This window comes from Massilia sp. Dwa41.01b (assembly GCF_014171775.1).
In the GTDB taxonomy this organism is placed as follows: domain Bacteria; phylum Pseudomonadota; class Gammaproteobacteria; order Burkholderiales; family Burkholderiaceae_D; genus Telluria.
Window position 1 is genome coordinate 1,397,970 of record NZ_CP050454.1, and the last position, 14,787, is coordinate 1,412,756.

General features: G+C 65.6%; 12 protein-coding genes and 3 pseudogenes. 8 read left to right on the forward strand and 7 right to left on the reverse strand.

From position 1 onward, the window contains the following. Window position 1 precedes the first annotated feature (1 nt). The 5 genes and pseudogenes from fliI to G4G28_RS06375 form a co-directional block, all read right to left on the reverse strand. Window positions 2-1,318, reverse strand: a complete 1,317-nt coding sequence (gene fliI, locus G4G28_RS06355) for a flagellar protein export ATPase FliI (RefSeq protein ID WP_183108145.1) — start codon at window positions 1,316-1,318, stop codon at window positions 2-4. After that, window positions 1,315-2,001 (reverse strand): flagellar assembly protein FliH, encoded by a 687-nt coding sequence (gene fliH, locus G4G28_RS06360; RefSeq protein WP_183108146.1) that lies wholly within the window; start codon window positions 1,999-2,001, stop codon window positions 1,315-1,317. The genes fliI and fliH overlap by 4 nt, the downstream gene beginning before the upstream one ends. Then, on the reverse strand, window positions 1,998-3,020 hold the full coding sequence (locus tag G4G28_RS06365) for a flagellar motor switch protein FliG (protein WP_182991307.1): 1,023 nt from the start codon (window positions 3,018-3,020) through the stop codon (window positions 1,998-2,000). The genes fliH and G4G28_RS06365 overlap by 4 nt, the downstream gene beginning before the upstream one ends. Then, window positions 3,001-4,727 (reverse strand): annotated as a pseudogene (gene fliF, locus G4G28_RS06370) (flagellar basal-body MS-ring/collar protein FliF). Before fliF ends, G4G28_RS06365 begins: the two are co-directional and overlap by 20 nt. A 28-nt stretch (window positions 4,728-4,755) precedes the next feature. Continuing rightward, window positions 4,756-5,103 (reverse strand): flagellar hook-basal body complex protein FliE, encoded by a 348-nt coding sequence (locus G4G28_RS06375; protein ID WP_182991308.1) that lies wholly within the window; start codon window positions 5,101-5,103, stop codon window positions 4,756-4,758. Between the two features lie 347 nt (window positions 5,104-5,450). Here G4G28_RS06375 and G4G28_RS06380 point away from each other — a divergent pair, with 347 nt between their 5' ends. The 7 genes and pseudogenes from G4G28_RS06380 to G4G28_RS06410 all read left to right on the forward strand — a co-directional run bounded on the left by G4G28_RS06380 (window position 5,451) and on the right by G4G28_RS06410 (window position 11,705). Beyond that, window positions 5,451-6,323 (forward strand): FliM/FliN family flagellar motor switch protein, encoded by an 873-nt coding sequence (locus tag G4G28_RS06380; RefSeq protein WP_183108147.1) that lies wholly within the window; start codon window positions 5,451-5,453, stop codon window positions 6,321-6,323. Then, a complete protein-coding gene (locus G4G28_RS06385) occupies window positions 6,324-6,662 on the forward strand; it encodes a FliM/FliN family flagellar motor switch protein (RefSeq protein WP_182991309.1) in 339 nt (112 codons plus the stop codon). After that, on the forward strand, window positions 6,659-7,408 hold the full coding sequence (gene fliP / locus G4G28_RS06390; protein WP_182991310.1) for a flagellar type III secretion system pore protein FliP: 750 nt from the start codon (window positions 6,659-6,661) through the stop codon (window positions 7,406-7,408). The genes G4G28_RS06385 and fliP overlap by 4 nt, the downstream gene beginning before the upstream one ends. 26 nt (window positions 7,409-7,434) lie before the next feature. Beyond that, window positions 7,435-7,704 (forward strand): flagellar biosynthesis protein FliQ, encoded by a 270-nt coding sequence (gene fliQ, locus G4G28_RS06395; RefSeq protein ID WP_182991311.1) that lies wholly within the window; start codon window positions 7,435-7,437, stop codon window positions 7,702-7,704. A 3-nt stretch (window positions 7,705-7,707) separates the two neighbouring features. Further along, on the forward strand, window positions 7,708-8,484 hold the full coding sequence (gene fliR / locus G4G28_RS06400) for a flagellar biosynthetic protein FliR (RefSeq protein WP_182991312.1): 777 nt from the start codon (window positions 7,708-7,710) through the stop codon (window positions 8,482-8,484). Beyond that, window positions 8,477-9,616 carry a flagellar type III secretion system protein FlhB gene (gene flhB, locus G4G28_RS06405; RefSeq protein ID WP_182991313.1) on the forward strand — a complete coding sequence of 380 codons (1,140 nt, stop codon included), beginning with the start codon at window positions 8,477-8,479 and terminating at the stop codon, window positions 9,614-9,616. Before fliR ends, flhB begins: the two co-directional genes overlap by 8 nt. Then, window positions 9,613-11,705: pseudogene (locus tag G4G28_RS06410) on the forward strand (flagellar biosynthesis protein FlhA). The gene flhB and the pseudogene G4G28_RS06410 overlap by 4 nt, the downstream one beginning before the upstream one ends. 88 nt (window positions 11,706-11,793) lie before the next feature. Here G4G28_RS06410 and G4G28_RS06415 read toward each other — a convergent pair. Continuing rightward, the gene (locus tag G4G28_RS06415) at window positions 11,794-12,627 is read right to left on the reverse strand and encodes a hypothetical protein (RefSeq protein ID WP_183108148.1); all 834 of its coding nucleotides are present in this window, start codon (window positions 12,625-12,627) and stop codon (window positions 11,794-11,796) included. 86 nt (window positions 12,628-12,713) lie between these two features. Then, window positions 12,714-13,613 (reverse strand): flagellin, encoded by a 900-nt coding sequence (locus tag G4G28_RS06420; RefSeq protein ID WP_182991316.1) that lies wholly within the window; start codon window positions 13,611-13,613, stop codon window positions 12,714-12,716. Between the two features lie 407 nt (window positions 13,614-14,020). Here G4G28_RS06420 and G4G28_RS06425 point away from each other — a divergent pair. Beyond that, window positions 14,021-14,743 (forward strand): annotated as a pseudogene (locus tag G4G28_RS06425) (tetratricopeptide repeat protein); the annotation flags it as partial. Between the last annotated feature and the right edge of the window lie 44 nt (window positions 14,744-14,787).

Below are 14,787 nucleotides of genomic sequence, written 5' to 3' on the forward strand. Positions count from 1 at the left end.
GTCATGCCATCATTGCTTGCAGTTGCGTCACGCAGGTGTCCATTGGCGCGCCTTCGCGCGTGCCCTGGCACAGGAAATGTTCGATATGCGGATGCAGGCGCACCGCGCGGTCGGTCTCCGGGTCGGCGCCAGGCGTGTACGCGCCCAGCGGAATCAGGTCGCGCACGCGCGCATGGCGTGCCAGCGAAGCCTTGAGCTTCCTCGCCGCGTTCTGGTGTTCGGGCGTGACCACCTGGGCCATGCAGCGGCTGATCGACTGGGCGACGTCGATGGCCGGGTAGTGGCCGCGCTCGGCCAGTTCGCGCGTGAGCACGATGTGGCCGTCCAGGATCGCGCGGGCCGTGTCGACCACCGGATCCTGCTGGTCGTCGCCTTCGGCCAGCACCGTGTAGATGGCGCTCATGCTGCCGTTCGGGTTCTCGCCATTGCCGGCCGATTCCACCAGCTGCGGCAGGTTCGAGAACACCGAGGGCGGATAACCGCGCGTGGCCGGCGGCTCGCCCAGCGACAGCGCCACTTCGCGCAGCGCCATCGCATAGCGGGTCAGCGAATCGCACAGCAGCAGCACGTTCTGGCCGCGGTCGCGGAAGTGCGCGGCGATCGAGTGGCACAGTTCCGTCGCCATCACGCGCATCATCGGCGACTCGTCGGCCGGTGCCACGACCACGACCGCGCGTTTCAGGCCTTCGGGGCCGAGCGACTTCTCGACGAATTCACGCACCTCGCGGTTACGCTCGCCGATCAGCCCGACGACGACCACATCGGCCACGGTCTGGCGCGTGATCAGGCCGAGCAGCACCGATTTACCGACACCGGAACCGGCCATCAAGCCGACGCGCTGGCCCTTGCCGAGCGTGAGCATCGAATTGATCGCCCGCACGCCGACATCGAGCGGCTCGTCCACCGGCGTCTTGCGCAGCGGGTTGACCTTCGGCGGGGTGAAATTCAGCGGCTGGTCGCCGCCGAGTTTGCCGAGCCCATCGATCTCTTCGCCCAGGCCATTGACCATGCGGCCCAGCCAGGACGGGCCGATCATGAGGTTCGCGGCGGTTTTCTCGGGCAGCACGCGCGCACCGGTCGCCAGGCCCTGCGCTTTCTTGAACGGCATCAGGTAGGACACCTTGTCGCGAAAGCCCACGACCTGGGCATCGAGCCAGCCACCATCGACTGTCTCGACGCGGCAGCGCTGGCCGGTGTGCAGCTTGCAGCCGACCGATTCGAGCAGCAGGCCCCGGGCGCCGATCAGGCGGCCCGTGGGCGTGGCGACCGGCACCGCGCCGATGTCGAGCGAGCGCAGAGTGTCCAACAGGGCGGTCATGCGTCTTCTCCTTCGGCGGCGGCGAGGGCGTCGCGCACCTGGTCCATGCAGGCGCTCAGGCGGCCCTGGCAGCCGGCGTCGACTTCATGGTCGCCCGCCTTGACACGGATTTCGCCCGGCTCCGGGGATGGATCGGCCAGCAGATTCCACTTCCTGGCACGCTTCGGATCGAGTTCTGCCACGCGCTTGAGTTCTTCCGGATTCATCAATACCTCGACTTCGTCGCGGGCAGGCGGCATCGCGGCCAGCGCCTCGTCGACCAGGGCGAGCAGCTGGGTCGGCTGCAGCGCCAGTTCGGCACGGATCACCTGGCGCGCGATCTTGCCGACCAGGTCCACGACTTCCTTGCGCTGGGCGGCCTTGAAATCGCTCTTGAGCTTTTTCAGGCCGCGCAGGGCGGCGTCGACCGGCTTGGCAAGCGCCTCGAACTGGGCCAGCGCCAGCGCGCGGCCTTCTTCCAGGCCGCGCTCCACACCTTCGGCATGGCCGGCGTCACAGGCTTCGGCACGGCCCTGTTCGAGGCCGGCTTCATAGCCATCCTGCTGGCCCTGGCGAAAGCCGGCCGCCAGCGCACCATCCCAGTCGTCCTGGGTGGTGTCGGCAGAGGCAGCGCCTGGCGCAGTACCCGCTGACGCGCGCACTTGCGCCAGCGGTGGGAAGTGATAAGGCCGGAACTGCTTCATTCAGCGGTGGCCTCGGCGAACAGCTGCACGTCGATCTCGCCGGCGTCGGCCAGCGCCTTGACGGCAACCATGATGTCCTTGCGGGTCTGCTCGATGCGCGACATCGGCACCGGGCCCGAACGGCGCATCAGGTCCTCGAAACTCTGGGCCTGGCGCTTCGGCATGGCCGACAGGATCGCGTCGCGCAGGGCAGGCTCGGCCCCCTTGAGCGCGATCGCCCACTGCTCGAGCGGAATGTCGTCGAGCAGGCGCGTGATGACCTGTTCGGTCTGGCGCGACAGGATGAAGAAGTCGTACATCGACATCTCGATCTGCGACACCACGTCCGGGTCGTGCGCACGCAGCAGTTCGACCATGCCGGCGCGGTTGTTCGGCAGGCGGTTCAGGATTTCGGCAACCTGGCGCACGCCTTCGACGCTCGCGCTTTGCGTGTCGAGGGCGGCCAGGCAGCGCGCCACCAGCTCTTCCAGTTCCTGCAGCAGGTCGCGGTCGATCTCGTCCAGGCGCGCCAGGTTCAGCAGCACCAGGTCGCGGCTGCCTTCCGGCAGCGACTCGATGATCTGGCCGGCCAGCGCGGGAGGCAGGAAAGCCAGGAACACGGCCTGCATCTGCACGTGCTCGTGGGCGACGAATTCGGCCAGCCACTTCGGCGAGGCGTACTGCAGGCGCGCCATCATTGGACGGATCGCGTCGCCATAAATCGTGTTCAGGACGCTGTTGGCGATGTCGCTGCCCAGCGCCAGGTCGAGCGAGCGCTTCAGGTAGGTACGCGAGGCGCCGTGCAGGCCGCTTTGCTGGCGGTAGTCGTCGAAGAAATTCCCGACGGCGTACTTCACCGAGTCGACCTTGATGCCGCTCATGCGCGACATGACCTGGGTCAGCTCGATCAGCTCGTCGCGCTCGAGGCAGCGCAGCACGGCCGCGGCCGGTTCTTCGCCAATCGACAGCAGGACGATCGCGGCCTGCTCGACAGGAGTCAGGACAGCGCCTTCTTCAGCGTTATTGTTCATTTCGGCCATGTTTCTTCTGCACCCATTGTTTGACGACTTCGGCGACGCGTTCCGGCTCCTTGCCGGCCAGCACCTTCAGATGATCGACCATCACGTCCACGGCCGATCCGGCTGGCGGCAGGTCGTAGTTTTCCAGCAGCGGCACCACCGGCGAGGCGGCAACGCCACCGGCACCAGGCAAGGCGACAGCCGCACCGGCCAGGGCCGGGGCCGCGCTGCTCAAGGCGGTGGCGCCGTTCGGCAGGGCCGCCGCGGCGGCGCCAGGTGCCGGCAGGGCGGGGACCATGCGCCCGGTAATCGTGCGCAGCAGCGGACGGGCCAGCAGCAGGTAGCCGAGCAGGGCGCCGACGATCCAGATGCCGTAGCCGGTGGCGTCGACGATGGTGTCGCGCTCCTGCCACCACGGTTCAATCGGCGCCGCCTTCGGGAAGCTCATCGCCGACACTGCCAGCACGTCGCCGCGCGCCGCGTCGATGCCGAGGCCGCCGCGCAGGATCTTGTCGATGGTGCTCAGCTCAGCCGGGGTGAAGCCCGTCCGGCATTGGCCGCGCTGGCGTTGTTCAGAACGACGGCGACGGACAGCTTGCGCAGGCGGCCACGCGAGCGCTTGATCTGGGTGATCGCACGGTCGTAGGCGTACTGGCGGGTCGTTGCGTTCTTGCGCGAATTGGCGTTGTCCTTCTCGGCGGCGGCGGCCGCTGCCGGGTCGGCGGCACCCGGCGTGCCCGGTGCTGCCGCGGGATCGGCTGCTACCGGCGGACGGTTCGACAGCGTGCCCGGCACGCCCATGGCGAGACGGTTCTTTTCCAGTTCCTCGCGCATCGCTTCGCTGGTGACCTTCGGCGCTTCGCCGTACTTCTCCTGGGTTTCCTCGATCTTGTCGTTGTCGATGTCGGCGGTGACGCTGACCTTGAAGTTGTTACCGCCCAACACCGGGCCGAGCAATTCGTTGACGTTGTTGCGCACTTCGTTCGACACGCGCTGGGCCGCGGCGTCGCCCTGGGCCGCGCCATCGAAGCCTTCGCTCAGGTCGACGCGCGAGGACAGGTAGTTGCCGGCCTGGTCGACCAGCGACACGCGGCTTGGGCTCAGGCTGGCGACGCTGCCCGAGACCATGTTGACGATCGCGGCGATCTGCTCGTTGCCGAGCGTACGGCCCGGTTTGGTCGCGATCACGACCGATGCCGAACTCTGGTCGGAAGCACCGGCGACAAAGGAATTACTCTTGGCAATGGCCAGGTGCACGCGCGCCGACGCGATGGCGTCCAGCGTCAGGATGCTCTGCGCCAGCTCGCCTTCGAGGCCGCGGCGAAAGCGCACGTCCTGCACGAACTGCGACACGCCCAGCGGATCGTTCTTGTCCATCAGCTCCAGGCCGGCGGGCAGCTGGGCGGTCACGCCCTTGGCGGCCAGCAGCATGCGTACCTTGCCCAGCTCGTTGGAGGGCACCATTACCTGGCCGCTGTCCGGATGGATGCGGTAGGGGATCTGCTCGGCCTCGAGCACGCCCATCATGTCGCTGGCGGCGACTTTTTCGCGCGCGCCGAACACCGGCTTGTAGTTGGCCTGGTCTTGCCACATGAACATCATGACCGCGGCGGTGATGACGATGGCCAGCACCAGCAAGGGGGTCAGGTTGTTGCGCAGCGCTGGCGGCAGGCCGGGCAGGGCACCGAGCTTGGCGCCTTGAAGTGCATTCTTGAGTTTCGAGATCACGTTGGTGGGTTCCGCTTGGGTGTTCGCGTCAGACAGGGAGCTTGATCAGTTCGTCGACGGCGCCCATCACTTTGTTACGTACCTGCATCAGCATCGAGAAGGACAGGCTGGCCTGCTGGCTGGCCAGCATGGCGCCCACCAGGTCGTCGCTCTTGCCGCTGTCGACGTCGGCCATCTTGACCGCCGCTGCCTGGTCCTCGGCGTCGACGCTGTGCAGGGCGTTCTTCATGGTGTCGCTGAAGGAGAACTCGGCATGTCCGCTTTGCGCGGTCGATTCGATCGACGGCGCGATCGATGGTGCATTGGCAATTCGCTGCGCTTCGTTTGTCAGTGCTGCAAGATCGGCCTTGATCTGGCCAGCCAATTCAATTCCCATTTGTTAAATCCTGTGGTTGCATTGTTGCGTGTGAGCGACTCAGCCAGTGGCATTTTTGAGACATTTGACGACTGGTGCGGCTGATTGAACGGGTCGAATGTTAAATGCCGGGCAGTGCAAGTCAGAGCAAAAGCACGACCGTAAAACCCCTCTTATTTCACCTTTCTCCTCGTACAGCGCTTGAGGGATACTATGGACTCGCTCGATTCAAGATACGATCTTACCGTACGGCAATGCTGATTTCAAAGAGGAATATCGAGTGATCCGAAACATCCAAGCAGGTATAATTGTTGCCCTAGGGAATGAAATAAAGACACTCCCCTCCAGATATAATCAATTCGCCATAAATGCCGATTAACAATTCAACACCTCAGCCGCGGCCGCACCAGGTGCTCGATCCGACCCTCCTGGGCCGGCCCGTGCATTTGCTGCCGGCCTTCGCGGCCACGTTCGCCGACGACCTGGTGGCGATGCTGGCCGCGCCAAGCTGGCGCCGTTACTGGGGCGGCTTCGTGCTCGACGGCGTCGAGTTCGCCCGTGCGCCGGAAAGCGCGTCGCTGCGCTGGCTCGGCATGGGCGGTCCGCAGGGAACGGCTGCCGTCGCTTTCGAGCGTTCGCTGCTGGTGGGACTGCTCGAAGCACGCTACGGCGGCAAGGGGCCGACCGGGCCGCTGCGCGACCCCGCGGCTGAACCCGTAACCGCCACCGAGGCACGCCTGGCGCAGACCCTGACGCAGCAGCTTGCCGAAGTACTGGCGATGCGCGTGCGGGTGGCGGCGGAAGCGGCAGGCGTGGCAGTGGAGCGCCGTGCGGCGCCCGCTGGCAGCGCGGCCCAGATCGTGCCCGTGACGCCTGCCAGGAATGCCTGGGCGATGGCCATCACGCTGCGCGAGCCGCAGAGCGGCAGCACGGCGCGCTGTTTCGTGGCGCCGGACGCCCGCATGATGGGCCTGATCCTGCAGGCGCTGCAGCCGGAACGTCCGCAGCGCACGACGCGCACGGCCGAGCCGCTTGCCGCCGGCCTGAAGGTCAAGCTCGACGGCCGCCTGGTGAGCCACCAGATCACGCTCGAGGCGCTGTTCGGGCTGAAGGTGGGCGACGTGATTCCGGTGACTGTCGGCCGCGCCGACGTCCTGCTCGACGAAGCCTGCCTGTTCACGGCAGCCGTTGCCGAGCACAAGGGAAAACTGTGTTTAACCTCTTTTGAAGACGCTGAATAAATGGACATGAATCTGAACGAGCAACTGGCTGCCGACGTCCTCCTCGATGACAACGTCGAAGCTGCCGCGCCTGTACGCAACCCGCGCCTGCCGCAAATGATGCGCCGCATCCCCGTGACGCTGACGCTGGAAGTGGGCTCGGCCCGCATCTCGCTGCAGGACCTGATGGACCTGGGCCCGGCCAGCGTGCTGCCGCTCGACTCGGTCGCTGGCGAGCCGCTGGTCCTGAAAGTGAACGGCGCCGCCATCGGCCGCGCCGAAGTGGTGGTGGCGGGCGAGCAGTACGGCCTGAAAGTGATCGACCTCGACGGCCTGAACCTGGACCTGATCGCCCCATGACCCTGAGCCGTCGCATGACCGCAGCGGCCGGCGTCGCGGCTGCACTCCTTCTGATCTCCGTTCCCGCCAGCGCCGCCGACGTACTGGCCGGCGTCATTCCGGGCGCGAAGTCCGGTCTCTCCGTCAAATCGCAGATCCTGGTCCTCATGACCCTGCTCGGGCTCCTGCCCGTGCTCGTCATGATGATGACCAGTTTTACGCGCTTCGTGATCGTGCTGTCCCTGCTGCGCCAGGCCCTCGGCCTGCAACAGGGCCTGCCCAGCCGCGTCATTACCGGCATCGCCCTGATCCTCACCCTGCTGGTGATGCGTCCGATCGGCGTGCAGGTGTGGAACGAAGCCTTCGTGCCCTACGACCGCGACCAGATCGGCCTCGAGCAGGCCCTGGCAACGGCCGAGAAGCCGCTGTCGCGCTTCATGCTGGCCCAGACCAGCAAGAGCGCGCTGGCACAGGTGGCGCACCTGGCCGGCGAAGCCCCGTCGATGAAGCCGGAAGACCGCTCCTTTGTCGTCAAGCTGGCCGCCTTCGTGCTGTCCGAACTGAAGACCGCGTTCCAGATCGGCGCGATGCTGTTCATCCCCTTCCTCATCATCGACCTGGTGGTCTCGTCGGTGCTGATGGCAATGGGCATGATGATGCTCTCGCCCCTGGTGATCTCGCTGCCGTTCAAGCTGCTGCTGTTCGTGCTCGTCGATGGCTGGACGCTGACCGTCAACACGCTCGTGGGCTCGATCCACGGTTACTAGATAAACCTCTTCATGAGTCCTGCTTAATGAGTCCCGATATCGCAGTCGACCTGGTCGCCGAAGCCTTGCGCGTGGTGATGCTGCTGGTGCTGGTGCTGGTGGTGCCGGGCCTGCTCGTCGGCCTGCTGGTCGCACTGGTGCAGGCCGCTACCCAGATCAACGAGCAAACCCTGAGCTTCCTTCCACGCCTGCTCGTGACGCTGGTCGCGCTGATCCTGGCCGGCCACTGGATGACCGGCTACCTGATGGACTACTGCGTGTCGGTGTTCCAGCGCGCCGCCACCATCGCAAGCTAAAGCGTGGAATTAGTCAACTACCTGCTGCCCCTGATCGGCGCGCTGTGGTGGCCGTTCTGCCGCATCATGGCGCTGCTGTCCTCGGCCCCTGCCATCGGTGAGGGCGCGGTACCGATTCCCGTGCGCGCGCTGCTGTCGATGGTGCTGGCCTTCCTGATGCTGCCCCTCACCAAAGGCATGCCGATGCCCGACCCGTTCTCGCTGCACGGCGTGGTCGCCATGTTCGAACAGGCGGTCATCGGCGGCGTGCTGGGCTTCGCCCTGCAGTTCGCCACTTCCGCCGTATCGATGCTGGGCTTCCTGGCCTCGAGCCAGATCGGCTTTTCGATGGCGCAGATGAACGACCCCGTCAACGGCCAGCAGTCCGACGTGATCTCCAGCGTGCTGTCGCTGGTGGCCATCTTTGTCTTCTTCGCCATCGACGGCCACCTGGTGCTGGCCAGCGTGCTGGGGCAGAGCTTCAAGGCCTGGCCGGTGGGGCAGGGCCTGGGGCCGCTGGTGCTGCAGACGGTGGCGCTGAACCTCGGCTGGGTGTTCGCCGCGGCGATGCTCCTCGCCTTGCCGATCGTGTTCTCGACGATGGTCGTGCAGATCGGCATGGGCTTTCTCAACCGCGTGGCACCCTCGCTGAATCTGTTCTCGCTGGGCTTTTCGCTGGTGACCGTATTCGGCCTGATGATGCTGGTGCAGCTGGTGCGCTTCATCCCCGAACACTACATCCAGCTGACCAACGCCGTACTCGAGATGCTGCAACAACAGATGAAGGCACCCCATGGCTGAAGGCGCGGGTGGCGACAAGACAGAAAAAGCCTCGGCCCAGAAGCTCCGGAAGGCACGCGAGGAAGGCCAGGTCGTCCGTTCGAAAGACCTGTCCACCGCGATCGGGGTCCTGGTCAGTCTGAAGCTGTTCGTGCTGATGGTGCCGACCTACCTGGAATCGTTCAGAGCCCTGTTTCGCCTTGTGTTCGTCCCTTTGGGCGAGACCGGCGCGATGGAAAATGCGATGTCGGTGGTCTTCATGGCCGCGACGCTGCTGCTGGTGAAGATGGTGCTGCCGCTGGCGGCGGTCCCGGTGGCGATCGTGATCGGCGGCCTGGTGCCGGGCGGTTGGGTCATGAGCGGCAAGAACCTGATGCCGAAAATGTCGCGCCTGAACCCGATGACGAACCTGGGCAACCTGGTCTCGCAAAAGCATGCGATCGGCTTGGCGACCTCGATCGCGAAAGCCGTGGTGCTCGGCATCGTGCTGGTGCACGTGATGCGGTCAAGCGTGTCGGGCTATGTCGAGCTGCAGCGCCTGCCCCTGGGCGACGCCATCCTGCGCGGCAGTTCCATGATGTTCGATGCGCTCATGGCGCTCGTTGCCGTGTTCGTGATCTTCGCCGTGCTCGACGTGCCGATCCAGGCCTTCCAGTTCGCGAAAAACCAGCGCATGAGCAAGCAGGAACAGAAGGAAGAACACAAGACCAGCGAAGGCCGCCCGGAAGTGAAGCAGCGCATCCGCCAGCTGCAGCACCAGCTGGCGCGGCGCAGCGTGAACAAGACGGTGCCGACGGCCGACGTCGTGATCGTCAACCCGGAACACTATGCGGTGGCGCTGAAGTACGACACCGACCGCGCCGAAGCCCCTTATGTCGTGGCCAAGGGCGTCGACGAGATGGCGCTGTACATCAAGCGCGTCGCGGCCCAGCACAAGGTCGAGACATTGACGCTGCCGCCGCTGGCGCGCGCGATCTATAACACCAGCCAGGTGCAGCAGCAGATTCCCGCCCAGTTGTACCAGGCGGTGTCGCAGGTGCTGAACTATGTGCTGCAATTGAATGCTTTCCGTGATGGCCGGCGCCAGGCGCCCCCGCGGATCCCGACCGATGTGGCCGTGCCACACCATTTGAGCGAGGTAACACCTTCATGAATTCGATGAACGCTTTCATCGCCGAGCTGCGCCGCCAGAAATACGCGGCGCCCGTCTTCATCCTGCTGCTGCTCGGGATGATCATGCTGCCGCTGCCGCCGGTGCTGCTCGACGTCCTGTTCACCTTCAACATCGTGCTCGCGCTGATCGTGATCACCGTCGCCGTGTCGGCCAAGCGGCCGCTCGACTTCTCGGTGTTCCCGACCGTGATCCTCGGTACCACGCTGATGCGCCTGGCGCTGAACGTGGCGTCCACGCGCGTCGTGCTGCTGCACGGGCACGAAGGCACGCACGCTGCCGGTAACGTCATCGAGTCCTTCGGTAACGTCGTCATTGGCGGTAACTTCGTCGTCGGCCTGGTGGTGTTCGTCATCCTGATGATCATCAACTTCGTCGTCGTGACCAAGGGTTCGGAACGTATCTCGGAAGTGTCGGCGCGCTTTACGCTCGACGCGCTGCCGGGCAAGCAGATGGCGATCGACGCCGACCTGAACGCGGGCCTGATCAACCAGGAAAAAGCCACCCAGCGCAGGAAGGACGTCGCTGCAGAAGCAGACTTCTACGGCGCCATGGACGGTGCCTCGAAGTTCGTGCGCGGCGACGCCATCGCTTCGATCCTCATCCTCATCATCAACCTGATCGGCGGTATTGCCATCGGCGCGCTGATGTACGACCTGCCGCTCGGCGATGCCTTCCGCGTCTATGCGCTGCTGACCATCGGCGACGGCCTGGTCGCCCAGATCCCTGCGCTGCTGCTGTCGGCCGCGGCCGCGATTCTCGTCACCCGCATCGGCGAGGCCGGTGACCTCGACAAGCAGGTTGGTAGCCAGCTGCTGGCGCAGCCTGCGGTGCTGTTCTCGGCTGCCGGCGTGATGGTCATCCTGGCCCTGGTGCCAGGCATGCCGAAGCTGGTCTTTTTGTCTTCGCCGCAGCCCTTGGCTATGCCGGCTGGCGCCTCTCGCAGCGCGTGGCCCCGTCCGACAATGCCGGCGTGGCCGCCATCGAAGCGGCCCTGCGCGACGAGCGCGCGCCCGACCTCGACTGGCAGCAGCTGCCGGTGGTGCAGCCGATCTCGGTGGCCGTCGGCTACAAGCTGGTCGGCATGGTCGACAAGGCGCAGGGCGAGCAGCTCACCAAGCGCATCAAGGGCATCCGCCAGAGCCTGTCCGAATCGATGGGCGTGCTGTTACCAGGCATCGGCGTGCGCGACGACCTGGCCCTGCGACCGGCGCAGTATTCGGTCAGCCTGTCCGGCGTGGTCGTGGCCGAAGGGGAGGTGCATCCCGAGCACCTGATGGCGATTCCGTCGCCGAACGTCTACGGCGAGATCGACGGCATTCCGGGCCTGGAACCTGCCTACGGCATGGCCGTGACCTGGATCGAACCGCAGCAGAAGGGCGAGGCGCTCGGCCTGGGCTACCAGGTGGTGGAAGTGCCGAGCGTGATCGCGACCCACTGCTCGAAAGTGATCCGCGACCACCTGCACGAACTGTTCCGCCACGAAGACGTGCCGGCGCTGATGGAGCGCCTGACCGCCCTGTCGCCGAAGCTGGCCGGTTCGCTGGAAAAGGCATTGAACCATACGCAGCTGCTGCGCGTGTTCCGCGTGCTGCTGGCCGAAGGCGTGTCGCTGAAGGACATCGTCGTCATCGGCACCACGCTGCTCGACGCGTCGGAGACGACCAAGGATCCGATCCTGCTGGCGGCCGAAGTGCGCTGCGCGCTGCGGCGCCAGATCGTCTCGAACATGTTCGGCAAGAAGAAGGACATGCCGGCCTTTAACCTGTCGGCCGAACTCGAGAACATGCTGCTAGGGTCGCTCAACCAGGCACGCCAGAGCGGCGGCGGCAAGGTGGCGCTCGATAACTACCCGATCGACCCGCAGCTGCTGTCGCAACTGCAGATCAACATGCCGGTCGCGCGCGAGCAGATGAAGCAGCAGCATACGCCGCCGCTCCTGCTGGTGCTGCCGCAGGTGCGCCCGCTGCTGGCGCGCTACGCCAAGCTGTTCGCGCCGGGCCTGTCGGTGCTGTCGTATAACGAGATTCCCGAGAACCGGGAAGTGTCGATCGTGGGGACGGTGGGCTAACAGCACCGCGTGGGCACAGGCGCCCACCCTGCGAAGCCGGTCACAAGCAGGGTGGGGGCCCCGAGCCCACGCCGTCACGCAACCCGCGCTACCCCTGCGCCGGCAACACCAGCGCCATCTCCGCCACCGCCCTGAACACGGGCAGCGTCAGCACATCCGCCGCCGCATCGGCTGCCACCACGGCATGCGCCGACCCCGGCGGCAATACGGCGTCGACGAAACTCCAGCGCACCACCACCAGCCCGGCACGCTCGACGGCCGCCTCGAGCGCCGGCTGGATCGCGCGCAGCCGTGCCAGGGCGACCGCGCCCGGCGCCGCCATCTCGATCGCCACGCCGCCAGGCACCGGCTCGACCTGCAGCGCCACCTGCGTGCCATCGGCCAGTTCCAGCTCCAGGCGCAATGCCGCGCGCGGACGCTTCCTGCGGCCGGACGAGCCGTCAGCCGGCTGGCGCAGCACCTGCAAATGCTGGTCGCGCGCGCTGCCAGCGTGCACCGTGAAGCGCCACGGATCGGCAGGCAATACATGGCCCTCCAGCGCACGGCCCGGTACGCGTCCGTCCTGTGCCAGCACCAGTGCGGCCGGCGGCAGCGCCGCGCGTGCGCGCAGTTCGCGGTCGACCAAACTGGCGCCGTAGTTGCCGACCATCGAACGCCAGGCCCCGGCCAGCGTACGCCCGTCCTGCGTAAAACTCAGCTGGCGCGACATGAAAACCTGGTCGGGACGCATTGCCGCGCCATCCGCCTGGAGCGGCACCCCGGCGGCGGAGGGGACGGGCACCGACTGCGGCAAGGGCAGCTCGGCCTCGGCAGTCGCGGCGAAGACGGCGGAGCCGACCGGCGACAACGCCGGCACCGCGCCCACCTGCAGCGATGGGGAAGACGGCGGAAGCAGCGGGACAATCGAGGGAATACTGTTCATGAGCGATCCCAAAATGAAAAAGGCCAGCCGAACAAGCGGCTGGCCCTCGAGATTCCCAACTAGAGGCTAGTTGAGGGAAGCCGTGATTACTGCAGGAGCGACATGACCATCGACGACATCTGGTTGGTCTGCTTCAGCATCGCGGTACCGGCTTGCATCAGCATCTGGTTCGAGGTCATCTTCGCGCTTTCCGTTGCGAAGTCGACGTCCATGATACGGCCAGCGGCGTTCTGCGTGTTGGTGCTGATGTTCGACAGGTTGTTGTAGACGTGGTCCAGACGGTTCGAGACAGCACCGATCTTCGAGCGCAGGGCGCTGACGGAGTCGATCGAGTCCGACAGATCCTGGATCGTCAGGTTGGCGGCGGTGGCGCCGGCAGCTGCGTCGGTGCCGCTGATTTCGGTGCCGGTAGCGGATGCGCCGGCGGCGGTGCCACCTGCGAAGCGGCTCGAACCCAGCAGCAGCTTGGCGTGCACGTCGGTCAGTTCGGTGGTGAAGTTACCGCTCATCGTCTCAGCCTTGTCGGCGCCGATCTGGAAGGTGACCGATGCTTTCAGCTTGCCGGTGTCCTTGTTCAGCAGGGTGGTGCCGCCGAACTTGGTGTTCTTCATGATGTTCGACAGTTCGTCAGCCAGCGAGTCGAATTCCGATTGCATGGCGGTCTGGTCGTCCTTCGACGACGAGCCGTCGGCTGCCTGGGTGGCCAGGTCTTTCATGCGCAGCAGGATGTTGCCGGTTTCGTCGAGCGCGCCTTCGGCGGTCTGCAGCATCGAGATCGAATTCTGGGTGTTACGCATTGCGACGGCCATGCCGCTGGTCTGCGACTTCAGGCGGGTGGCGATCTGCAGGCCGGCTGCGTCGTCCATTGCCGAGTTGATGCGGTAGCCGGTCGAGAGGCGGGTCATCGAGGTCGACAGCTTCGACTGGGTGGTCGACAGCGAGTTTTGTGCGGACAGCGAGGCGGCGTTGGTGTGAAGGCTCAGCATGTTGGGCTCCAGTGTTTGGTTGGTGTCAGAAGGAGCAGTTCATCTGCTCTCACAAGTACAAGACGACCGTGCTCAGCAATTCATTAAGTGCCGTACGGAAATTTCTTTAAATTTTTTTTTGTGAACAAAATGAGAAGAGCGCCGGGGATGACGGGATTGACGGGCTGTCAAGGATATCGCTACGGGGCAAGCAGGCGGCAATGCCGGCCATGGCGTTTGTGACATCAAATGCGCGACGAGTGTCGCGTCCCGCCCAAGAATTGTGTCTTCCGCTGCGCTATATATTGCCGCACGTAAATAGCGCCACCTATAATAAAGGGCGCGTAACGACAGCCCCGGTGCTTTCCGCCTCTTGTCCGCCTCCCGCGGTGCGGCGCGCGGCCCGCCCACCCATCTCCCTATAGACCATGTCCAGACACAGCAGAGGCGCAGCAGCGTTCGCGCAACCGAAGGCCGCCCAGTCCAGCGTCCACCAGCTCTTCGCCGAAGGCCTGGCATGCCACCAGCAGGGCAAGCTCGACCGCGCACTGGCCGCCTACGAACAGGTGCTGCGCATCGCTCCCAAGCATTTCGAGGCCCTGCACCACGTCGGCATCCTCTGCTTCCAGGGTGGCAAGCACAATATCGCCGCCAGCTTCATCCGCTCGGCCATCGCCATCAACCCCGGCGTGGCCTCGACCCACAGCAACCTCGGCAACGCGCTGAAGGAGCTGGGCCGCCATGACGAAGCGCTGGCCAGCTATGACCGCGCGCTGGCGCTCGCATCGAACGACGCCGACACCCTGTACAACCGCGGCACTGCGCTGCAGGCGCTCGGCCGCCATGCCGAGGCGCTGGCCAGCTTCGACGCGGCGCTCGCGCTCAATCCAACGGACGTCGACGCCCACAACAACCGCGCGCTGGTGCTGCGCGAACTGGGCCGCCTTGAAGCCGCCCTGGCCGGCTTCGACCGCGCGCTGGCATTGAAGAGCGCCATTCCGGCCGTACACAACAACCGCGGTAATGTATTGAAGGACATGCGCAACTTCGCCGAGGCCCTGCAAAGCTATGAAGCCGCGCTGGCGCTGGCCGGCAACTACGGCGACGCCTGGTACAACCGCGGCATCGCCCTGCATGCGCTGGAGCGCCCGCTCGAGGCGATCGAGAGCTACGACAACGCGCTGCAGCTGTTCGC